At 61.7% G+C, this 19,855-nt stretch carries 18 protein-coding genes; 6 read left to right on the forward strand and 12 right to left on the reverse strand.

The window, feature by feature from the left end; all coding sequences use genetic code 11:
* Window positions 1-149 precede the first annotated feature (149 nt).
* Window positions 150-848, forward strand: a complete 699-nt coding sequence (locus GKZ68_RS08445) for a dihydrofolate reductase family protein (RefSeq protein ID WP_173113208.1) — start codon at window positions 150-152, stop codon at window positions 846-848.
* Here GKZ68_RS08445 and GKZ68_RS08450 read toward each other — a convergent pair.
* Window positions 845-1,294 carry a GNAT family N-acetyltransferase gene (locus GKZ68_RS08450; RefSeq protein ID WP_217275341.1) on the reverse strand — a complete coding sequence of 150 codons (450 nt, stop codon included), beginning with the start codon at window positions 1,292-1,294 and terminating at the stop codon, window positions 845-847. The two genes, GKZ68_RS08445 and GKZ68_RS08450, sit on opposite strands and share 4 nt — an antisense overlap.
* 112 nt (window positions 1,295-1,406) lie before the next feature.
* On the opposite strand from GKZ68_RS08450, the gene GKZ68_RS08455 reads away from it, so the two are divergent.
* Window positions 1,407-2,285: an NAD(P)-dependent oxidoreductase gene (locus tag GKZ68_RS08455; RefSeq protein ID WP_173113211.1), complete on the forward strand. Its 879-nt coding sequence runs from the start codon at window positions 1,407-1,409 to the stop codon at window positions 2,283-2,285.
* Window positions 2,286-2,367: 82 nt separating this feature from the next.
* Here the strand turns inward: GKZ68_RS08455 and GKZ68_RS08460 are convergent, their stop codons facing one another.
* Window positions 2,368-3,006 carry a fasciclin domain-containing protein gene (locus GKZ68_RS08460; protein WP_173113214.1) on the reverse strand — a complete coding sequence of 213 codons (639 nt, stop codon included), beginning with the start codon at window positions 3,004-3,006 and terminating at the stop codon, window positions 2,368-2,370.
* A gap of 168 nt (window positions 3,007-3,174) precedes the next feature.
* Between GKZ68_RS08460 and GKZ68_RS08465 the strand changes: the two genes are divergently transcribed.
* Window positions 3,175-3,642, forward strand: a complete 468-nt coding sequence (locus GKZ68_RS08465; protein WP_173113217.1) for a peptidylprolyl isomerase — start codon at window positions 3,175-3,177, stop codon at window positions 3,640-3,642.
* Between the two features lie 70 nt (window positions 3,643-3,712).
* On the opposite strand, the gene GKZ68_RS08470 is transcribed toward GKZ68_RS08465, so the two are convergent.
* From GKZ68_RS08470 to GKZ68_RS08485, 4 genes are all read right to left on the reverse strand, one after another.
* Window positions 3,713-5,230: a sigma 54-interacting transcriptional regulator gene (locus GKZ68_RS08470; protein WP_173113220.1), complete on the reverse strand. Its 1,518-nt coding sequence runs from the start codon at window positions 5,228-5,230 to the stop codon at window positions 3,713-3,715.
* Window positions 5,231-5,312: 82 nt separating this feature from the next.
* Entirely contained in the window at window positions 5,313-5,888 is a 576-nt protein-coding gene (locus GKZ68_RS08475) for a TlpA disulfide reductase family protein (protein ID WP_173113223.1), read from the reverse strand.
* A gap of 92 nt (window positions 5,889-5,980) precedes the next feature.
* Window positions 5,981-7,090: a VWA domain-containing protein gene (locus GKZ68_RS08480; RefSeq protein ID WP_173113227.1), complete on the reverse strand. Its 1,110-nt coding sequence runs from the start codon at window positions 7,088-7,090 to the stop codon at window positions 5,981-5,983.
* Between the two features lie 108 nt (window positions 7,091-7,198).
* A complete protein-coding gene (locus tag GKZ68_RS08485; RefSeq protein WP_173113230.1) occupies window positions 7,199-8,203 on the reverse strand; it encodes a GNAT family N-acetyltransferase in 1,005 nt (334 codons plus the stop codon).
* A gap of 96 nt (window positions 8,204-8,299) precedes the next feature.
* Between GKZ68_RS08485 and GKZ68_RS08490 the strand changes: the two genes are divergently transcribed.
* Window positions 8,300-8,581, forward strand: a complete 282-nt coding sequence (locus GKZ68_RS08490) for a DUF427 domain-containing protein (RefSeq protein ID WP_173113233.1) — start codon at window positions 8,300-8,302, stop codon at window positions 8,579-8,581.
* A gap of 94 nt (window positions 8,582-8,675) precedes the next feature.
* On the opposite strand, the gene GKZ68_RS08495 is transcribed toward GKZ68_RS08490, so the two are convergent.
* The 3 genes from GKZ68_RS08495 to GKZ68_RS08505 all read right to left on the reverse strand — a co-directional run bounded on the left by GKZ68_RS08495 (window position 8,676) and on the right by GKZ68_RS08505 (window position 12,034).
* Window positions 8,676-9,632 (reverse strand): NADP-dependent oxidoreductase, encoded by a 957-nt coding sequence (locus tag GKZ68_RS08495; RefSeq protein ID WP_173113236.1) that lies wholly within the window; start codon window positions 9,630-9,632, stop codon window positions 8,676-8,678.
* A 129-nt stretch (window positions 9,633-9,761) separates the two neighbouring features.
* A complete protein-coding gene (locus tag GKZ68_RS08500) occupies window positions 9,762-10,748 on the reverse strand; it encodes an acyl-ACP desaturase (protein WP_173113239.1) in 987 nt (328 codons plus the stop codon).
* 209 nt (window positions 10,749-10,957) lie between these two features.
* The gene (locus GKZ68_RS08505) at window positions 10,958-12,034 is read right to left on the reverse strand and encodes a nucleotidyltransferase domain-containing protein (RefSeq protein WP_173113242.1); all 1,077 of its coding nucleotides are present in this window, start codon (window positions 12,032-12,034) and stop codon (window positions 10,958-10,960) included.
* 131 nt (window positions 12,035-12,165) lie between these two features.
* Here GKZ68_RS08505 and GKZ68_RS08510 point away from each other — a divergent pair, with 131 nt between their 5' ends.
* The gene (locus tag GKZ68_RS08510) at window positions 12,166-14,418 is read left to right on the forward strand and encodes a TonB-dependent receptor (RefSeq protein WP_173113245.1); all 2,253 of its coding nucleotides are present in this window, start codon (window positions 12,166-12,168) and stop codon (window positions 14,416-14,418) included.
* Window positions 14,419-14,432: 14 nt separating this feature from the next.
* Here the strand turns inward: GKZ68_RS08510 and GKZ68_RS08515 are convergent, their stop codons facing one another.
* The 3 genes from GKZ68_RS08515 to GKZ68_RS08525 form a co-directional block, all read right to left on the reverse strand.
* Window positions 14,433-15,365, reverse strand: a complete 933-nt coding sequence (locus tag GKZ68_RS08515; protein ID WP_173113248.1) for an AraC family transcriptional regulator — start codon at window positions 15,363-15,365, stop codon at window positions 14,433-14,435.
* A gap of 86 nt (window positions 15,366-15,451) precedes the next feature.
* Complete coding sequence (locus GKZ68_RS08520; RefSeq protein ID WP_173113251.1) at window positions 15,452-16,303, reverse strand: SDR family NAD(P)-dependent oxidoreductase; 852 nt, start codon at window positions 16,301-16,303, stop codon at window positions 15,452-15,454.
* A 133-nt stretch (window positions 16,304-16,436) separates the two neighbouring features.
* The gene (locus GKZ68_RS08525) at window positions 16,437-17,201 is read right to left on the reverse strand and encodes a nucleotidyltransferase domain-containing protein (RefSeq protein WP_173113254.1); all 765 of its coding nucleotides are present in this window, start codon (window positions 17,199-17,201) and stop codon (window positions 16,437-16,439) included.
* 419 nt (window positions 17,202-17,620) lie between these two features.
* Here GKZ68_RS08525 and katG point away from each other — a divergent pair, with 419 nt between their 5' ends.
* A complete protein-coding gene (gene katG, locus GKZ68_RS08530; RefSeq protein ID WP_173118298.1) occupies window positions 17,621-19,834 on the forward strand; it encodes a catalase/peroxidase HPI in 2,214 nt (737 codons plus the stop codon).
* Window positions 19,835-19,855 lie beyond the last annotated feature (21 nt).

The raw sequence follows: 19,855 nt of genomic DNA on the forward strand, positions 1-19,855 counted from the left end.
GGGCGGCAAAACTCCTATGCCCCGACTAACCCCTGGAGCTGGCTTCTAGCTACGCGCGGCTAGCTACGCCACCGGGCAGGTATATGGCGCGGCCCACGGCCACGGCCAGCCGCAGTAAAATTTGCTTGTTGACTTACCTTTTTTAAGAAATGCCGCAGCTGAAAAAACCCCGCGTTATCTGCCACATGATGACCTCGCTCGATGGGCGCATCATCGTGCAGCGCTGGGGCGCCCACGTGCCGGGCCGCCACGAATACGAAGACACCGCCGCCACCCTCGGGGCCCAGGCCTGGCTGTGTGGGCGCGTGACGATGGAAAAGGACTTTACCAAAGGGCGGCGGCCGGTGCTGCCGCCCGTGGCTAGCCCCCTCGACCGCGCCGATTTTGTGGCGCCCCACGGGGCTACTGCCTTCGCCATCGCCGTCGATGCCCACGGCAAGCTGGGTTGGGCCGCCTCCTCTATCGACGACCATATTATTGCGGTGCTTACCGAGCAGGTGCCCGATGCCTACCTGGCGTATTTGCGCGGGCTGGGCATCTCCTACGTTTTCGGCGGGGCACACGAGCTGGATTTTGCTTTGGTGCTCGAAAAGCTCGGGCGGCTGTTTCCCATTAGCACTATCCTACTTGAAGGTGGCGGCCACCTCAACGGCTCTTTCCTCAGGGCCGGGCTCATTGATGAGCTTAGCCTGCTGCACTACCCGCTCGTGGATGGGGCCAGCGCCTCAGCCTCGGTGTTTGAGCAGGGGCCCGAGCCGGGGCCAGCCGTACGGTTTGAGCTGCTGAGCAGCGAGCCGCGCCGCCACGGCATTTTGTGGCTGCGCTACCGGCCGGTGCCCGCTGGCTAGGCTCGCAGCATGTAGAGGTGCGGAATACCATCTTCGAGATAGCCCGCGCCCTGCGGCACGAAGCCAAAGCTCTCGTAAAATGCCTGAAGATATTGTTGCGCCCCAATCTTGATGGGCTGCGCGCCAAACCGCGCCTCGCACTCCGCCAGGGCCTGGGCCAGCAGCTGCCGGCCCAGGCCCGCGCGTCGGTGGCGCGGCGACGTCACCACCCGCCCGATGCTAGCCTGCGCGTAGCTGATGCCCGCGCCGAAGAGCCGGGCGTAGGCGGCCAGCTCGCCGCTTTCGGCGTGCCCCAGCAGGTGGTAGGCAGCCTGGTCTTGCCCATCGATATCCTGAAAAGGACAGGTTTGCTCCACTACAAAAACTTCGCTGCGGAGCTGTAACACGGCGTATAGCTCGGCCAGGGTCAGGGCTTCAAAGGGCTTGGTCGTCCAGGTAATCATCATCAGCCGCGAAAATAAGCCGACCAGCAACCATTGCCTGGCCAACCTGGCGCGGCCAGCCGGGTTTAAGCAGCCACCACCGTCCCTTTCTCTTCATTTAACCGGTTACTTTTTCATGAATATCGCTTTTCTGGGCCTGGGCAGCATGGGCGCCGCAATGGCCGCCAACCTACTCAAGGCCGGCTTTTCGCTGACCGTCTATAACCGCACCGCCGACAAAGCCGAGCCCCTGCGCCAGCAGGGCGCCACCGTGGCCGCCAGCCCCGCCGACGCCGTGCGTACGGCCGACATTGTGTTCACAATGGTGACCGACGACCGCGCCCTCGAAGCGCTCACTACCGGCCCCGACGGTATCCTGAGCACCTTACCCAAGGGCGCCATTCACGCCTCGTGCAGCACCGTGGCCCCCGACACCAACCGCCGCCTGGCCGAAGCGCACGCCGCCCACGGCTCGTTTCTGGTAGCCTCCCCCGTATTTGGCAAGCCCGATGTGGCGGCCGCCGGCAAGCTCTGGGTCGGCTCGTCGGGCCCGGCCGAAGCGCGCGCGCGGCTCAAGCCGGCGCAGGCGGCCATCGGCCAGGGTACCCACGATTTTGGCGACGACCCCGGCGCGGCCAGCGTGGCCAAGCTCTGTGGCAATTTCCTGCTCGGCACCGTCATAGAGGGCTTAGCCGAAGCCCTGACCCTAGCCGAAAAGTGCGGCCTCGACCGCGTAGGCTTCTACGAGATGCTGACCAGCACGCTCTTCAACAATCCCATTTACAAGAGCTACGGCAAGCTCATTGCCGAGCAGCACTACCAGCCGGTAGGTGCGCCGCCCGCCATCATCCGCAAGGACATGAACCTGGTGGTGCAGGAGGCCTACAAGCACGACATGCCCATGCCCTTCGCCAACCTCATCCGCGACCGCCTCACCGCCACCGTGGCCCTGGGCGAGCCCGACGTAGACTGGGCCAGCTTCGCCAAGCGCGTGTCGGAAGACGCGGGGCTGTAGTTAAAGTGGTCGTAAAAGTAAAGGGCCGTCCTGCCGAGCTAGTCGAAGCAGGACGGCCCTTTTTACAGGGGCTAAAAACCGCTTATTTCGCCAGCGGCAGCACTACGCCATCAATCACGTGCGTGACGCCGTTCTTGGAAATCACGTCGGCGATTTGCACGGTGGCGGGGGCGTCTTTGCCGTTGCCGACCATCACCTTGCCGTCTTTCACCATAATGTGCAGCTTCTCGCCGTTCACGGTGGTCAGCTCCTGGCCATCCTTGAGGTCGGCAGCCACCAGGCGGCCGGGGATGACGTGGTAAGTCAGTACACCCTTGAGCTTGGCGGCGTTGGCGGGGTCTTGCAGGGCGGCCACGGCCGCTTTGGGCAGCTTGTTGAAGGCCGCGTTGGTGGGGGCAAACACGGTGAATGGACCGGTACCTTTTAGGGTTTCAACTAGGCCCGCCTGCTTCACCAGCGACACCAGCGTGCTCACGCTCTTGGCGGCCATCGCGTTGTCCACTATGTCCTTGTCGGCCGTCATGGCCACGCCGTCTACCATCACGCCGCCGGGCTTGGCCATGCGGGCCGAGTCGCCGGCCACGGCGGCTACCGAGTCGGCGGGGTTAGCGGTGCTTTTTTCGGTAGTCGTGGTGGTTTCGGTGGTTTTGTCGCCGCCGCAGCTAGCGAGGCCCAGCGAAAGCGTGAGCGCCGTGGCCAGGGGAAGGAAAATCTTCTTCATGAAAAAAAGGTTGAATGGGGTTTTGGAAAATATCCGGCTAGCCTTACGTAATAGTCAGGCCCCCCGGTTCGGCTTAAACCCTGGCCCGCGGCCGGCTGTTTTACCTTCGCAGCGCCCGGCTAGCCTAAGCCGGGCCGTTTCCCACCCTTCACCACCGATTATTTTTCGATGAAAACCGCTGAAATCCACACGCCTAAGGGCGTTATGAAAGTTGAGTTCTACGAGCAGGACGCGCCCAATACCGTCAAGAACTTTACCGACCTGGCCAAGAAAGGCTTCTACGACGGCACCACTTTCCACCGCGTCATCCCGAATTTTGTGATTCAGGGCGGCGACCCCAACACCAAACCCGGCGCCAAGGGCGCGCCCGGCACCGGCGGCCCCGGTTACAAAATTGACTGCGAAACCAGCGGCGGCCACCAGTACCACGAGCGCGGCGCCCTCAGCATGGCCCACGCCGGCAAAAACACCGGCGGCTCGCAGTTTTTTGTGGTGCACTCGCGCGACAACACCGCCCACCTCGACCGCGTGCACACGGTATTCGGCAAAGTAGTAGAAGGCCTGGACGTCATCGACCAGATTCGCCCCAACGACACGATTGAGAAAATCGTGGTGAAGGACGACGAGCAGGCGTAGCTCTAGTTGTAGTAAAGCCCGCGTATCAGTTGATACGCGGGGCTTTTTTGTAAACCTGGCAGGCGTAGGCCTAGCGACGGCGGCGCGGCTTCTCGTCTTCCTCATCGTCATCATCCCCAAAGCTGGGCATGGTAAACATCGACGAGAGCAGGTCCTTGAACTGGGCACCCGCCGTGAGCTTGTTGCGCGAAATGAGCGAGTGCTCGGCTAGCCCGTGCAGCAGGAATTCCATGAGGAAATAGGTGGTTTCGGCGTCCTCCTTGGGGTGCAACTCGGTCACGATGTCGCGCAGGCCGGGCACTTTGTCGAGGGCGGCGCGGTAGTCGGCAGTGCTGGCGTCGCTGAGAATGTCGAGCGTATTGCCGTTGCCAAACCACTCCTGCACCGTTTTATAGGGCGAAGGGCGATTTTTGAGCTTCTTCGACTTATCGGGGTCGGGGAAATAGTTGAGAAACAGCGTGCGGATAGCCTTGCCCATGAGCTTCTCGGCCACGATACCGGCACCTTCCTGCTCGCCCTCGTACACCAATTCCACTTTGCCCGTAATGGCGGGCACGGCCGAGATAAAGTCGGCCACACGCACGTAGGTCGTCTTCTCGCCGTTGATGAGGGCGCGGCGCTCGGCGCCGGCAATCACCTGCTCGTAGGCCGAGATGGTGAGGCGGGCCGACACGCCCGACTTGGCATCCACAAACTCGGAGCCGCGGGCCTCCACGGCCACCTGCTCCACGAGGTCGTGGGTGATTTCGTTGGTCGTCACCATGCCGCGCTGCTCTTCCTTGATGCGCGCCTCCTGCTTGGTGATGCGCTTGCCAATTTCAATCGACTTGGGGTAGTGCGTGATAATCTGGGCGTCGATGCGGTCCTTGAGCGGCGTCACAATACTGCCCCGGTTGGTGTAGTCCTCGGGGTTAGCGGTGAATACGAACTGGATATCGAGGGGCAGGCGCACCTTAAAGCCGCGAATCTGAATGTCGCCTTCCTGCAAAATGTTGAAGAGCGACACCTGAATGCGGGCCTGCAAGTCGGGTAGTTCGTTGATAACAAAAATGCCCCGGTGCGCCCGGGGTATCAGGCCGAAGTGAATCACGCGCTCATCGCTATACGGCAGCTTGAGCGTGGCGGCCTTGATGGGGTCGGCGTCGCCGATGAGGTCGGCCACCGTCACGTCGGGCGTGGCTAGCTTCTCGGTGTAGCGGTCGGCGCGGCCCAGCCACTCGATGGGCGTGTCGTCGCCCTTCTCCTCAATAAGGTTTTTGGCATACACCGACAGCGGCTGCATCGGGTCGTCGTTCAGCTCCGAGCCCTTTACTACCGGAATAAACGGGTCGAGCAAATTGATAAGCAGGCGCGCAATGCGGGTTTTGGCTTGGCCCCGCAGGCCGAGCAGATTGATGTGGTGCCCGGCCAGAATAGCGCGCTGCAACTCGGGTATCACGGTTTCCTCGTAGCCGAAGATGCCCGGAAAAACGTCCTCCTTATTTTTGAGTTTAGAAATAAGATTATCCCGCAACTCTTCTTTCACGGTGCGGGGCTGGTAACCACTGGCGCGGAGCTGGCCCAGGGTGCGGATAGTTTCGTGCTTCATTAGGTCTTAAACCCGCAGAGGGTGCTTGAGGTTCAGCCAACCCAACCGGAGTTTTTGCCGGGCTAACCTAAGCCTTCAGGCCTCATTTCACTGCCAGTGCCTGTTGTAACGCCTCCACCGTTTTAGCACCATCTGAAGGACGTAGCGCTTCGGTCTGCCAAATGTGTCCACCACGGCCAATAAGTATGTATGTAGGAAACCCAACCACGTGGTAGGCCCGCGCGGCGTGCCAACCTTCAGGGTCAATTAGATGCACGCTATTGGAACTGGTTAGGTGGTGCTTTTCAACCGCTTGCTTCCAATCACCCACGTTGGTTTCGATAGAGACGTACACGAATACCACGTCCTTTCCTAGAAATTGCTGTTTCAGTTTGTCGGCGGCGGGTGCTTCGGCCAGGCACGGCCGGCAGCCGCTGTACCAGAAATCCAGGTACACTACCTTGCCGCGCAAGTCGCGTAAGTCCACGGCTTTGCCGGCAGTATCCATCAGCCGAAAGTCAGGGGCAGCCTGGCCCTTAGGCAGGGTGGCGGTTCGCCACTTTGCAATGCGCTCAATATCATCGGTATGAGCCTGCGCCAGTTGCGCATCGGTTGAGGTTGAGTTACAACCACGCAAAATCCCGCTCAACAGCGCTAGCCCGATAACCAGAGAGTTCATATGCATAAAAAATTAAAATGCCACCCCTAATATATCTATCAGGATGGCATTTTAAGTCCGGTAACTCTTCACCAAGAGGCTTGCCAGCTACACTACAGCGACTTGCGCCGGTTCTTCTTGTAGTCTTCAAATACCAGCTGCCCTAATCCTTTCAGGCCCGAGTAGTAGGCCTTACCCTGGTTTACCTCCGTAAACTCCTCCACGAACTTCTGCAAATACGGGTCGGAAGTAATCATGAAGGTGGTAATCGGAATCTTGATGCGGCGGGCAGCGGCGGCCAGGTTCAGCGTTTTGTTCACCACCTTGCGGTCGAGGCCAAACGAGTTTTTGTAGTAGCCGTTGCCTTCCTTCAGGCAGGTGGGCTTGCCGTCGGTAATCATGAAAATCTGCTTGTTGGGCGTTTTGCGCTTGCGCAGCAGGTCCATCGCTAGCTCCAGGCCAGCCACCGTGTTGGTGTGGTAGGGGCCGACTTGCAGGTACGGCAAGTCCTTCACCTCAATCTGCCAGGCGTCGTTGCCAAACACAATCACGTCGAGCGAATCCTTGGGGTATTTCTGCTTCACGAGCTCGGCCAGGGCCATCGCCACCTTCTTGGCGGGCGTAATGCGGTCCTCGCCGTAGAGTATCATCGAGTGCGAGATGTCAATCATAAGCACCGTGCTGGTCTGCGACTTGTGCTCGTTTTCGCGCACCTCCAGGTCGCCCTCCGTCAGCATGAAGCTATCGCCGTCCATGCCGTGGTTGAGCTGGGCATTGCGGATGGATTCCGACATCTGAATCTGCTCGAGCGAGTCGCCGAAGCGAAACTCGCGCAGGTCGGTGCTCTGCTCGTCGCCCTGCCCGGTGTGGGGCGTGCGGTGGTTGCCGGTGTTGCCGCGCTTGAGCTTGCCAAAAACCTCTTCGAGGGCCGACTTGCGGATTTTCTGTTCGGTTTTGGGCGTGATTTTCAGCTCGCCCCGCTCCTGCTCGTTTTCATCGATATAGCCCTTCTTCTTGAGGTCATCGATGAAGTTGCCCATGCCATAGTCGTTGTCGGTGAGGCCATATTGCTTGTCCAGCTCATTGAGCCACTGCAAGGCCTCGCCCACGTCGCCGCTGGTGATGGTTATCAACTGCATAAACAGCTTAAACAGCTGCTCGAACCCCTTATCGCCCGAGTTTTCATCGGGCACAAAATCACGAAAGCGAACGCCAATAGCCATAATTTTCTCTGCGTAAATACGAATGCGCTAGCCCGGTTTGGTTCGGCCGGCGGGCGCCAATAAGCTACTCGGGCCAACAACGCCCGCGCCGGTAATGTTTCCCGGCCGCTAGCCCTGGTTGTTTTCACCGGCCGCCGGGCGCGGGCGCAGCCGCCGGTACAGGGCCGTGCGCGCCGCCTTCAGCTGGCGCACCGGCCAGGGCAGGCGGTTGGCCGCAATGGCCAGGTACGGCGCCGGCGCCGGCCCGAAGCTGCTGTAAAAGTGCGCCACGTTGGGCACCTCGGGCGCCTCAAAATCAAAAAGAAGGTCCTGGCCTGCGTGGGCGCGCAGCACCTCATCGAGCAGTACCGAAATGGCGCCGGCTTCCTTACCGGCCCGCGTCGAGCAATTGAAAATGTAGGTAAGGTGCTGCCTGAAGCGAAACAGCAGGCCCATAGCCAGCACCTCGCCGCTAGCCCCCCGCACCTGCCACATCGTGGCCAACCCTTCCTGGTGGGCGCGGGCGTACAGGGCGCGCAGGATGCGGTACTCGTAGGCCTCGCCAATGACGCCGTAGATTTTGGGCGCCGTGTTTTCGGCAAAAATCTGCACCATCAGGTCGATGTCGGTGGTGGGCTCCACGCGCAGGCCCCGGCGCCGGGCCTGGTTGAGGCGCCAGCGGCGGTTGGGCTTATAGCCCGCCAGCAGCTGCTCGTAGGGCGGCCGCAGCGACAGGTAATAAGTCGTGAACGGCACCCCGGCCAGCCCCGGCTGCCCTACGCCCAGCAGCTCGGCATTGCCCGTATTGAAGGCATACTGCGTGATAAACCGAAACCGGCCCAGCAAGCGCGCCACCTGCTGCCAGTCGGCGGCCGCGGGGGGGGCAAGCGAAAACAGCCCCAGCTGCTGGGCAAACAGCGGCTGCCGCAGGTAGCGCAGGCCAAACTTGCGCTGCACCGGCAGCGGCAGGCCGGCCACGTAGCGGCCATCTTCCTCGCGCACAAGCGCCTCCCAGCCCGGCGACACGCTATCGAGGTACCAAGTGAGGGCGTAGATTAAGCCATTAGGTGCCTGGTGGATAAGCGCATCCCACTGCGGGCGGTTTATTTCGGCGTGGCGGATGTGGCGGAGCATACAGCAGGTGGGGCGCCGGAGCGGGGCGCAAACATCCGGCAAAGTAGCGCGTTTAACCCTAGCCGGACGGCCATTCAGGTGCCGCGCCGCCAGCCCATGAAAGCTATTTGGAACAATACCGTCGTGGCCGAGAGCGACGACACCGTGGTGGTTGAGAACAACCACTACTTCCCCGCCGATGCGCTCAAAAAGGAATTTTTTGAAGACAGCATCGCCCACACTTCCTGCCCCTGGAAGGGCCGCGCCAGCTACTATTCGCTGCGCGTAAACGGTGAGCTGAATAAGGACGCCGCCTGGTATTACCCCACGGCTAGCCCCGCCGCCAAGAACATCGAAGGCCGCATCGCTTTCTGGAAGGGCGTAAAGATTGAGCAATAGGCTTTGCAGCCTTTACCATACCATAAGCAGCGCGTCATGCCTCGCCAGGCGCAGCATAACGCGCTGTTTTAGTTTTTCGCATTCAACTCATCCGCTAGGGTACAATAACTACCTTGCCCGTCGTGTGGTGCGACTCAATCTGCTCAAACGCTTTCTTAACGTCATCGAGCGAAAAAGTAGCGGCAATAGGCACCGTGAGCTTGCCCGCATCGGCTAGCTCACGCAGATGGTCGAGGTCGGGCACGCTGGGCTGGGCCATTACATGCTGAAAGTGCACGCCGGCGGGCAGTTGCAGCGCCTTCCCATCGTTGAGCACTGAGATGAGGCGGCCAGTGGGCTTGAGCGTGGCTAGGCTTTGGGTAAGCGTATCGCCGCTGATGGCGTCGAAAAGCAGGTCTACACCGTCGGGCGCCATTTTTTTCACCGTTTCGGCCACCGGGCCAGCCTTGTAGTCGATGGTATAGTCGGCCCCGAGCTTTTTCATGTGGCCGGCGCTGTCGGCGCTGGCTACGGCAATAACCGTGGCGCCCGCGTCTTTGGCCAGCTGGATGGCCGAGCCGCCCACGCCACCCGAGGCGCCCAGGATGAGGATGGTTTCGCCCGCCTTCAACTGCCCGGCTTTGATAACTGACTGGTACGCCGTGAGGCCGGCCAGCGGCAGGCCGCCGGCTTCGACCCAACTCAGCTTTGCGGGGCTCTTGGCCAGCAGATTTTCGGGCACCACGATGCGCTCGGCAAAGGTGCCGTGCTGCGCCACCGGCTGGCGCACGTAGCCATACACTTCGTCGCCCACGGCCAAGCGCGTTACGCCGGGGCCGCATTTTTCGACGATGCCGCACACATCCCAGCCGGGCACGGTGGGAAACACGCTGGGCACCACCTGAGCAAAATGCCCCGCGCGCACTACGGCATCCACGGGGTTGACGCCGGCCGCTTTTACCAGCAGCTGCACGTCGCCGGCACTTAGGTTGGGCAGGTCAAGGGAGCCGACCTGAAGTTTATCGATGCCGCCAAACTCGGTATAGTAGGCAGCTTTGGTTTGCTGGGCCATGCGGAAAAGGAAGAGTAGTGAGGAAGTCCTCATTAACCAAGCTTGCGGCCAATAGTTAGCACCAAAAAAGCCCCGACTGCGCAAGGCAGCCGGAGCTTTTCAACTTAACCTAAGCTAGCTAGCCGGGGCTTAGCTAATCCACTTGAACTTATATTCGAGCTTGGGCACCGACATGCGGTCGCTCACGCGGCGCAGGCGGGCGGGCAGGTTCATCACGTATTCTTGGGCTTTGGCAGCGGCGGGCGTGAGGCCGGTGCGGTCGGCTATCTGCCACTCGCTCAGCAAGGTATCCAGAATATCGGTGTAATCGTTGCTGGTGTATACGCCGATGCGCTGGGCGGCGTCGGTGAAATGGCCGAAGGTTTTACCCATATCAATGCCCAGCTCGCGCATGTAGTGGGCCGGCATCACGATTTTTTTACGCATCATGTCCTCGAAGGCCAGCATCATCTCGCTAGGGTCCAGCTCAAAAATCTTGCTCACAAAGGTTTTATAGGCCTTGGCGTGGCGGTTTTCGTCGCCGGCAATCATGCCGCAGATTTTGCTTAGGCCATCGTCGCCGGCGGTGCGGGCCAGCTGGCCCACGCGGCGGTGCGAGACGTTGGTGGCCATTTCCTGGTAGCTCGTGTACACGAAGGCCCGATACGGGTCGTGGGCCGTGCCCAGGTCGAAGCCATCGTTGATGAGGTGCTGGGTCGAAAACTCAAACTCGCGCATGTTGACCCGGCCGCAGAGGTAGAGGTAGCGGTTGAGCAGGTCGCCGTGGCGATTTTCCTCGGCCGTCCAGCCCCGAATCCACTGCGCCCAGCCGTTGTTGCGGTCCCGGTTCAGGTCATCGAGCTCATGAAACCAAGCCTCGTAGTTGGGCAATGCTTCCTCCGTAATGGTGTCGCCGATGAGCACGGCCAGTAGGTCGTAGCTCAGGCCGCTGGCTTTTTCGCGCAGCTCTTTTACTTCGTCGAAGAACGTGTCGCGGCGCGAATCGGGCAGATAATCAGCGGGTTGCCAGCTATCTTCTACCTTCTTGAGAAAAGTGTAGATATTATCTTTCAGATAACCTTCCAGCTGCTGTAATACCTCGCCCCGCGAAATCAGAAGGTCGTTAGTCAGTACCATATCAAGGATTGCACCGCCAAGTGAGCGGTCAGTGAATGAACGTGCGAAGGTCGGGTTTTAGTTGACTTTAAGGGGTACAGGATTAAGGCATTTGTGGGCCGGCCGCTGCATTTGTAACCGAAAACTGCTCGTTTGGTTAGTATCTTGCTTGTTTTCAGTTACTAGGCAGCGCATTATTTCGCACTATTTCCTAGCCTGGTGCGGCCCACCTAGTGCCTAGCGGCGTAAAAGCGCTGCCGCACCAGCCGCAGCGTGGCTTCGGCGCTAGCCTTGTCGGGCGCAGCCAGCACCGCCGACGTGGCAAACGCCGCCTCAACCCGCGCCACCAGGTGCTCGGCCTCGGCGATAAGGTCGGCATAGGCAAACTCGCCGCGGCGGATGTGCAGCAAAAACTCGCGGTTGGGCCGGCGCACTTTGATTTCGCCGGTCAGGGCAATTTCCTCCGCCATTTGCAGCAGCCGAAAAACGTGCAGCATATTTTTGGCGTCGTAGTTTTTGCCATGCTGCACGGTATTTTCGTAGCGCTCTTTGTTGCGCTTGGCCACCCAATCCCAGTACTCGCGGTAGGCGCGGCAATATACACTGTAGCCGTTGCGGTTAAACGACAGATACGCCACTGGCACTTCCCCTTTCGGCACGGCCGAAAGCTGCACCTCCTGCGAAATTTCGGGGTCGCGCACCAAGCCCCGGTAGCCGAGCGGGCGCGCCGGGCTAGGGTCCACAAACAGGGCGTAGAGGTCGGTAAGGTGCGGCACGTTTGCCAGGCCACATTGCTCATAGCCAATAGCTTGCCGGGCTAGCCACGCGGCTACGGGCTGCGCCCCGGCGCCCACCGTGACGTAGCAGAAATCGAGTACCGACTTACGGGCCGGCGGCTCGGGATAATTAATTTTCTTGTGCAGCCCCTGGGCCTTGCGGATTTGCGCCACGGCATATTCGGCGAAGCTGGCGCGGCAGAGCTGCGACAGGAAATCGGCCGCTCGGAAGTAGTCAAACAGCGGGTGTTTGTACACAATGCAGTCGGCCGGCGTGCCAAGCAATTCGAGCACGGTTGGATTATTTTTCAGTAATAATTCAACGAAGCGGCGCAGCTCGTAGAATACCTCGTCATTGGTGTCATTGGCAATCTGCGGTATGTAATCCAGACCAAAAAACTGGTTTTCAGGCAGCACAAAAACGCCTTTCAAATCGGTATCGGAATGCGGCAAGTCGGTACCGTAGGCGCGGCTGCCGCTCACGGCTTCAAACAGAATGAGGTTTTGCTGGCGCAGGTCGGCGATGGTCATGGGCAGGCGGGGAAAAGTGCCGCGAAGGTGCTACAGAAATTCTTCAAAGCCCGGTGCTTGGTTTGCGTACTTTTTGCCCGCAAGCAAAAGGTGGCGGGGGCTAGCCCCGCCTTTTTAGTAGCGTCCGTTTTATGCTTCGCTTTTTTCTATTTCTGCTGGCGCTGGCGTTTGGCTGGCCCGGCGCGCTGCGCGCCCAAAGCCTGCTGCTCATTCTGCGCGACTCCACTACCCGCGCGCCACTCATCGGGGCGAGCGTAGGTGTGCCGGGCGGCAGCCTGGGCGGCACCACCGATGCGCAAGGCCTGGTGCGGCTAGCGCCCGCGCCGGCGGCGGGCGCACGCCTGCGGGCCGAGGCGCTGGGCTACAAAGCGCGCTCACTGGCGGCCCCAGCGCCCGGCAGCGCGCCGCTCACGGTGCTGCTGACCCCTAGCGCGGCGGCCATTGAGGAAGTAGTAGTGACGGCCACGCGCACCAACTCGCGCATTGAGGACCAGCCCGAGCGCATCGAAGTGCTGGGCGAGGAGGAAATGCAGGAGGAGAATGGTATCAAGCCCGGCAACATTGCCAGCCTGCTCGGCGACATTGCGGGCACCCAGATTCAGCCCACCTCACCTACTACGGGCAATGCGGATTTGCGCATTCAGGGCTTGCAGGGGCAGTACTCGCAGATTTTGCGCGATGGGCTGCCACTCTACGGCGGCTTTGCGGGCAGCTTCGGCATCTTGTCGGTGCCGCCGCTCGACCTGCGGCAGGTTGAATTATTAAAAGGCTCGAACTCGACGCTTTACGGGGGCGGCGCCATCGCGGGCCTGGTCAATCTGGTGAGCAAAACGCCCACGCTCGGCACGCCGCAATTTGCCGCGACGCTCAACCAGACAACGCTCCACGAAACCAACCTCAATGGCTTTGCCGCCCAGCGCGGCCAGCGCCTGGGCTATTCGCTGTTTGTGGGCCTCACCCGCCAGCAGGAAGTGGATGTGGACGGCGATGGCTTCGTGGACGTGCCCCGCGTGCGCAGCCTCACCGTGCACCCGCGGCTGTTTTACTACCCAAGCGCCCACAGCCAGTTGGCCGTGGGCTACACGGGCACCTTCGAGAGCCGGCGCGGGGGCCAGCAGCAAGCCGTGCGCGACGAGCCCGAGGTGCTGGGCGGCGCGGCGTATTTCGTGAATAACACCAGCCAGCGCCACACCCTGGATGCCGTGTATACCAACGACAGCGTGGGCACCGGCCGCCTCACGCTCAAAGGCGCCGTCACGAATTTCGGGCGCGATGTCCTGACGAATACCGTCGCGTTTAAGGCTTATCAAACTACTTTTTATACCGAGGCCAGCTACCTGCACGCCGCTGGGCGCAGCAATACCCTGGTGGGCGGCTTGAATTTTAACGGGGAGCGCCTGCGCAACGCCGCCGGCCGCGCCACGCCCCTACTCAGTCCGTATGCTTACTATACGTTCGGAGCATTTGTGCAGGATAGCTGGCAGCCCGCGCCGCGCTTCAACCTCCAGGCCGGCCTGCGCTACGACCACCACAACCAGTACGGTGGCTTCGTGCTGCCCCGCCTCTCGGCCTTGTATAAACTCACCGCTGCCCTCACCGCCCGCCTCAACGGCGGCCTGGGCTACCGCGTGCCGGTGCCCTACGTGAACAGCCTCGACGAGCGCGACTACCCGCAGGTGCAGCCCCTGGCCGGCCTCACCGCCGAAACCTCGCAGGGCCTGAACGGCGATTTGAACTACCAGCACACCTTCGCCAATTTTGGGGACGAGGGCGAGCCGCTGGTGCTGAATATCAACCAGTCATTCTTCTACACCCGGCTGCAAAACCCGCTCATCCTGCCCGATGGCGGCCTAGTGGGCGGCCCCGGCGCGGGCGCTTACCAGCCCGGCAGCGGCCCGCTCGGCTGGCAAAATGCCGCCGCGCCGGTCACGACGCGGGGCCTCGAAACCTACGTGCGCCTGCGCGCCGACGAAACCGAGCTTTACCTGGGCTACGTCTTCACCAACGCCCGGCGCGACTACGACCCCGCGAACCCGCACGTGGAGCTGGCCGCCCGCCACAAATTCGCGGCCGTGGCGCTCACCGATGTAAATGACCATTTTGGCGGCGGCCTGGAGGCGAGCTACACCGGCCAGCAGTACCTGAGCGACGGCAGCACCACGCCCGGCTACCCCATCTTCGCGGCTCTGCTGCGCTACCACACCGGCCCCTGGACGCTGGTGCTCAACTGCGAAAACGTCTTTGACTACCGCCAAACGCGCCGCGAGCGCGTGGTGCTGCCCGTGGGCGGCAGCTACGCTAGCCCGCTCTTCCGCGAGCTGTGGGCGCCGGTAGAAGGCCGCGTAGTGAACCTGTCGCTCAACTGGAAATTTGAGGCTAAGTAACCGCCAGCCAGCTTCTAATTAAGCTGGAAAGACCGCCGGAATTCCAGCGGCGAAAGGGTCGTCTTGGCTTTGAAAAACCGGCTAAAGGACTGCGAGTGCTCGAAACCGAGCGCGTAGGCCACCTCGCTCACCGACAGGCTACTGGAAGCCAACTGCTCTTTCGCCCGCTCGATGAGCTTGTCGTGGATGTGCTGCTGGGCGCTTTGGCCGGTGAGCGTACGCAGCATATCGCTCAGGTAGCTGGCCGACACGTGCAGGCGCTCGGCCAGGTACTGCACCGTCGGAATGCCGTGCTCGGGTAGGCGCTCGGGGCTAAAGCACTCGGCTAGCGTCGCTTCCAGGCGTTGCAGCAGGTCGCGGTGCACGGCTTTGCGCGTCAGAAACTGGCGCTTGTAAAAGCGGTTGGCGTAAGTCAGCAGCAAGTCGAGCTGGGCAATCACCACATCCTGGCTGAACTCGTCGAGGCGGCTGGCTAGCTCCGCTTCCATCGTTCTAAACAGCGCCAGCAGCACCTCGCGCTCCGGCTCCGACACGTGCAGCGCCTCATTGGCCGAGTAGGTGAAGAAGCCGTACTGCCGGATTTTTTTGGCCAGCGGGTAGCTCGCCAGGAAATCGGGGTGAATGAGCAGGGTGACGTGGGCGCACGCTTCCCTGGCCTCGTGCTGCGGCGTGCCGCCCAGCAACTGGCCGGGAGCAGCAAACAGCAGGCCGCCCGCCTCAAAGTCGTAATACCCCTGGCCGTACCGGAGCTTACGGTTTTGCCTAGGCCAAAAGGAAACCTTGTAAAAGCCCAGCACGTGGGGCTGGGGCGGGCCGCTGCCCTGCGCGGGCGGCGGCGCATTGCGCACCAGGCTGATAAGCGGGTGCATGGGCCCCGGCAAACCCAGGGCCCGGTGCGCCTCCGACAAGGAGGCAAACCGCAGCGGCGCTTTTTCTTGCTTTTTCATGGCTTACATGGCTTAAGTAAACCTTACGCAACCAGGCGGCCGGTGCGCGCGCACCGGCCGCCTGGTTGCGGTATGGGCTAGCTGGCTTAGCCCTGGGCGGCCGTAGAAACGGCGGCCCAGGCCTCCCAGGTGGCTAGCCGCTGGGCATAAACCGCGCGCACCTGGGGCAGGTTGTGGCTGCCCAGAAACAGCCGCAGGGGCGGCTGCTCGGCATCTACGACGGCAAACAGGGCGGCTGGAGTCGCGGCCGGGTTGCCCCGTTCCAGGCCCTGCAGGCCCGCGAAGAAGTTCTTCTTGAAATCGGTGTACACTTCCAGGCCTTCTGCAAAGCGCAACGACTCCGGGCTGCCAAACTCGGTGGCGTAGGCGCCTGGCTCAATGATGGTTACCTTGATGCCAAACGGCGCTATTTCGGTGGCTAGGCTCTCGTGAATGGCCTCGAAGGCCCACTTGGAGGAGGCATAGTACCCGATTACTGGCGGCGCCACGTGGCCCAGCGTGCTCGACACGCCCAGAATATGGCCGTGGCCCTGCGCCCGCAGCAGCGGCAGCGCGGCCTGAATAACGGCAACCGTGCCGAACACATTGGTTTCGTATAGCGCCCGCAGGTCATCTAGGCTGGCTTCCTCAATGGTACCGACCAGGGAATAGCCAGCATTGTTGAGCACGATATCGAGCCGGCCGAAGTGCGCGTGGGCCTGCGCTACGGCCGCTTTCACCTGCTCGGGCTTGGTCACGTCCAGCTCCAGGGGCAGTACGCTGGCCCCGTATTTCTCCGTCAAATCGGCGATGCTAGCCAGTTGGCGCGCCGTAGCGGCCACTTTGTCGCCCCGTTGCAAGGCAGCTTCCGTCCAGGTGCGGCCAAAGCCGCGCGAAGCGCCCGTGATAAACCAGATTTTGAGGCTAGCGCCCCCAGCGGTGAGTGATTGCGGCGTCATGCGGGTTGAATGCGTTAAATTAATAAACACCACAAAGGTCCCGCCCGGCGCAGGGCCCTGCCGTAACCGGATTGCGGAAGTTTGTAGCTTAATCGCGGCAGCGCCTCCGCATTTCGCCAGCAAGTAACCCAGCCTACGAAACCCCGGCTATCTGCTGGCGCAATACTGCGTCCAGCGCGTCCCCCAGGCCCGTCGGGCGCGCGCTGGGTAATGCCTCCCGCGCCGCCTGCCCGGCCGCGTACTCTTCTACCAGAAAGGCAACCAGCTCGGCAGGTCGGGCCACCACGGTTTTCTCATTGGAATGAGCCTTTTGCACCAGCAGCTCCTCCACAACACCGTGCAAATCCGATGGCAGCAGTGCCCGCAGCGGCGCAAACTCCATTGGCGGCAGCGCGTGGCGCTCGCGTATCCAGCGAGCGGCCAGGGCCGCGCGCAGGGCGTAAAACAGGCGTTTCAGGCGCACTTCTCCGCCAATTAGGTCTTCCTCCACCCCGCGCCGCAGCTGGCCCAGGTAGTGGTGCAGGCCGGCTTTCAGGTTGAAGGCTAGCGGCAGCAGCGGGGCTAGCCGGGCCCGAAAACCGGGCGCCTCGTGGTAGACGATGGGCGACTGCAGCCACTCGAAGAGGGCCGCGTTGGAGCCGCGCAGCAGGCGCAGGGTTTTGCGCAGCTCCCAGCCGGCCAGGTCTAGCTCCTCATCGACCGGAAAGTTGAGTGTGTCGGGGCCTTCATCGAGGCGCAGATACCAGTCGGCGGGGTGGCAGTAGAGAAAGCGCACATCGTAGTCGGAGTCGGGCGAGGGGAAGCCCCAGGCCCGGCTACCCGACTCGCAGGCGTAGAGAATGCGGATGCCGCGCTCAGCTTCGAGAGCGGCCAGCGCGGCGGCGATGCGGGTCGTCATGGAATAAAAAACGGCGGCCTGGTGTTAGCCAAAACCCTGTGCAAAAAGCGCCCGCCAGCCGGCAGGTTAAACAGAAGTAGGCAAAAAAATGCGCGCCATGCAGTTTGTTGAGAAAAAACACTACTTTTGTTAAACAAAGCCCCTCCTGCCAATCTTAGTCACCACCTGGCTGGATTGTCAAACCAACCAGCGTAAACCGGCTAGCCTACTCTTTGCCAACATGCCAAAATCTTTTACTAGCGGCGCGCAAACCTAGGCGCTGGTTGCCGGTAATTTGTCCGACGGGCCGATTTTTTGACCCGCGGCCCGGCTTTCAGCAGCGTATCTCCTTCCTTTAAAACCTTAGCTACCCACAACTTTTAACAATGGCTGAAGAACACAACCAACACCCGCCCGCTTCCAACACCACGGAGCACTTTATGAACGACCCCTCGGCGGCAAAATGCCCGTTTCTGGCGGGGCAGGCCCAGCAGCACGCGGCCGGCGGCGGCACCCGCAACCGCGACTGGTGGCCCAACCAACTGCCGCTCGGCATTCTGCGCCAGCACTCGGCCTTGTCTAACCCGATGGGCGCGGACTTCAATTACGTGGAGGAATTCAAGAAGCTGGACCTCAATGCGGTAAAGCAGGACCTGTTTGAGCTGATGACTACCTCGCAGGACTGGTGGCCAGCTGACTACGGCCACTACGGGCCGTTTTTTATTCGCATGGCCTGGCACAGCGCTGGCACCTACCGCATCTCGGACGGCCGCGGCGGCGCGGGCGCGGGCATGCAGCGCTTTGCTCCGCTCAACAGCTGGCCCGACAACGCTAACCTCGACAAGGCCCGCCTGCTGCTGTGGCCCATCAAGCAGAAATATGGCGAGCAGATTTCCTGGGCCGACCTTATGATTCTGGCCGGCAACTGCGCCATTGAGTCGATGGGCGTGAAGCCATTTGGCTACTCGGGCGGCCGCGCCGACGTGTGGGAGCCGATGGAAGAAGTGTATTGGGGCTCGGAGCGCGAGTGGCTCGGCGACAAGCGCTACACCGGCGACCGCCAGCTCGAAAACCCGCTGGCTGCCGTGCAGATGGGCCTCATTTACGTGAATCCGGAAGGCCCCAACGGCAACCCGAACCCGCTGGGCTCGGCCCGCGACATCCGCGAAACCTTCGGCCGCATGGCCATGAACGACGAGGAAACGGTGGCCCTGATTGCGGGCGGCCACACCTTCGGCAAAACACACGGCGCGGCTGACCCCGCCCAGTACATTGCGCACGAGCCGGCCGCGGCGGGCATCGAGCAGCAAGGCAAAGGCTGGCTGAACTCGTATGGCACCGGCAACGCCGGCGACACCATCACGAGCGGCCTCGAAGGCGCCTGGACTTCGACCCCGGCTAAGTGGAGCAACGGTTATTTCGACAACCTGTTTGGCTACGAGTGGGAGCTAACCAAGAGTCCCGCCGGGGCGCACCAGTGGAAGCCCAAAAACAACGGCGGCGCCGGCACCATTCCCGACGCCCACGACCCGAATAAGTCGCACGCGCCGTTTATGCTGACGTCGGACATCGCCCTGCGCGAAGACCCGATTTACGAGAAAATCTCGCGGCGCTTCCACCAAAACCCTGAAGAATTTGCCGATGCCTTCAGCCGCGCTTGGTTCAAGCTTACGCACCGCGACATGGGCCCCCGCTCGCGCTACGTAGGCCCCGAGGTGCCTAGCGAAGTGCTTATCTGGCAAGACCCCATTCCGGCGGCTGACTACGCCCTGATTGACGAGCAGGACAGCAACACCCTGAAAGACCGGCTGCTCGCCTGCGGTCTCACCGGCGCGCAGCTTATCCGCACGGCCTGGGCTTCGGCCTCCACGTTTCGCGGCTCCGACAAGCGCGGCGGCGCCAACGGCGGCCGCATTCGGCTAGCTCCCCAGAAATTCTGGGATGCCAACAACCCGGCCGAGCTGAGCAAAGTGCTCGACGTGCTCGAAGGTATCAAAAACGAGTTTAACGCCGCGCAAACCGGCGGTAAGCAAGTATCGCTGGCCGACCTGATTGTGCTAGGCGGCGCCGTGGCCATCGAGCAGGCGGCCAAAGACGGCGGCTACGACGTGCAGGTGCCCTTCCACCCCGGCCGCACCGACGCTTCGCACGAGCAAACCGACGTGCAGTCGTTTGCCGCGCTGGAACCCCACGCCGACGGCTTCCGCAACTACCTGCGCGCCAACCACGAAGCCTCGCCCGAGGCCATGCTCATCGACCGCGCCCAGCTCCTGACCCTCACGGCCCCTGAAATGACGGTGCTGGTGGGTGGCCTGCGCGTGCTGGACGCCAACTACGACGGCTCGAAAAACGGCGTGTTCACCGACCGCCCCGGCGTGCTCTCGAACGACTTCTTCCTGAACCTGCTCGACATGGGCACCACCTGGAAGGCTACCTCGGAAGCCGACACGCACTTCGAAGGCCGCGACCGCAAAACCAACGTAGTGAAGTGGACCGGCACCCGCGTGGACCTCATTTTCGGCTCGAACTCGGAGCTGCGCGCCATCTCCGAAGTGTACGGCACCCACCAGGCCGGCGCGAAATTCGTGCGCGACTTCGTAGCCGCCTGGGCCAAAGTGATGGACGCCGACCGGTTTGATTTGGTAAAAAAGTAAGCGTAGGCTAGCGGGCAGTTT

The organism is Hymenobacter sp. BRD128, from assembly GCF_013256625.1.
Classification (GTDB): Bacteria; Bacteroidota; Bacteroidia; order Cytophagales; family Hymenobacteraceae; genus Hymenobacter.

Coding starts and splice junctions, on each gene's coding strand:
- GKZ68_RS08460 (WP_173113214.1), bottom strand. CDS start 3,006: ATGAAGAAGATTTTCCTTCCCCTGGCCACGGCGCTCACGCTTTCGCTG.
- GKZ68_RS08450 (WP_217275341.1), bottom strand. CDS start 1,294: ATGATGATTACCTGGACGACCAAGCCCTTTGAAGCCCTGACCCTGGCC.
- GKZ68_RS08470 (WP_173113220.1), bottom strand. CDS start 5,230: ATGAAGCACGAAACTATCCGCACCCTGGGCCAGCTCCGCGCCAGTGGT.
- GKZ68_RS08500 (WP_173113239.1), bottom strand. CDS start 10,748: ATGGTACTGACTAACGACCTTCTGATTTCGCGGGGCGAGGTATTACAG.
- GKZ68_RS08515 (WP_173113248.1), bottom strand. CDS start 15,365: ATGAAAAAGCAAGAAAAAGCGCCGCTGCGGTTTGCCTCCTTGTCGGAG.
- GKZ68_RS08520 (WP_173113251.1), bottom strand. CDS start 16,303: ATGACGCCGCAATCACTCACCGCTGGGGGCGCTAGCCTCAAAATCTGG.
- GKZ68_RS08510 (WP_173113245.1), top strand. CDS start 12,166: ATGCTTCGCTTTTTTCTATTTCTGCTGGCGCTGGCGTTTGGCTGGCCC.
- katG (WP_173118298.1), top strand. CDS start 17,621: ATGAACGACCCCTCGGCGGCAAAATGCCCGTTTCTGGCGGGGCAGGCC.
- GKZ68_RS08455 (WP_173113211.1), top strand. CDS start 1,407: ATGAATATCGCTTTTCTGGGCCTGGGCAGCATGGGCGCCGCAATGGCC.
- GKZ68_RS08475 (WP_173113223.1), bottom strand. CDS start 5,888: ATGAACTCTCTGGTTATCGGGCTAGCGCTGTTGAGCGGGATTTTGCGT.
- GKZ68_RS08480 (WP_173113227.1), bottom strand. CDS start 7,090: ATGGCTATTGGCGTTCGCTTTCGTGATTTTGTGCCCGATGAAAACTCG.
- GKZ68_RS08525 (WP_173113254.1), bottom strand. CDS start 17,201: ATGACGACCCGCATCGCCGCCGCGCTGGCCGCTCTCGAAGCTGAGCGC.
- GKZ68_RS08465 (WP_173113217.1), top strand. CDS start 3,175: ATGAAAACCGCTGAAATCCACACGCCTAAGGGCGTTATGAAAGTTGAG.
- GKZ68_RS08490 (WP_173113233.1), top strand. CDS start 8,300: ATGAAAGCTATTTGGAACAATACCGTCGTGGCCGAGAGCGACGACACC.
- GKZ68_RS08445 (WP_173113208.1), top strand. CDS start 150: ATGCCGCAGCTGAAAAAACCCCGCGTTATCTGCCACATGATGACCTCG.
- GKZ68_RS08505 (WP_173113242.1), bottom strand. CDS start 12,034: ATGACCATCGCCGACCTGCGCCAGCAAAACCTCATTCTGTTTGAAGCC.
- GKZ68_RS08485 (WP_173113230.1), bottom strand. CDS start 8,203: ATGCTCCGCCACATCCGCCACGCCGAAATAAACCGCCCGCAGTGGGAT.
- GKZ68_RS08495 (WP_173113236.1), bottom strand. CDS start 9,632: ATGGCCCAGCAAACCAAAGCTGCCTACTATACCGAGTTTGGCGGCATC.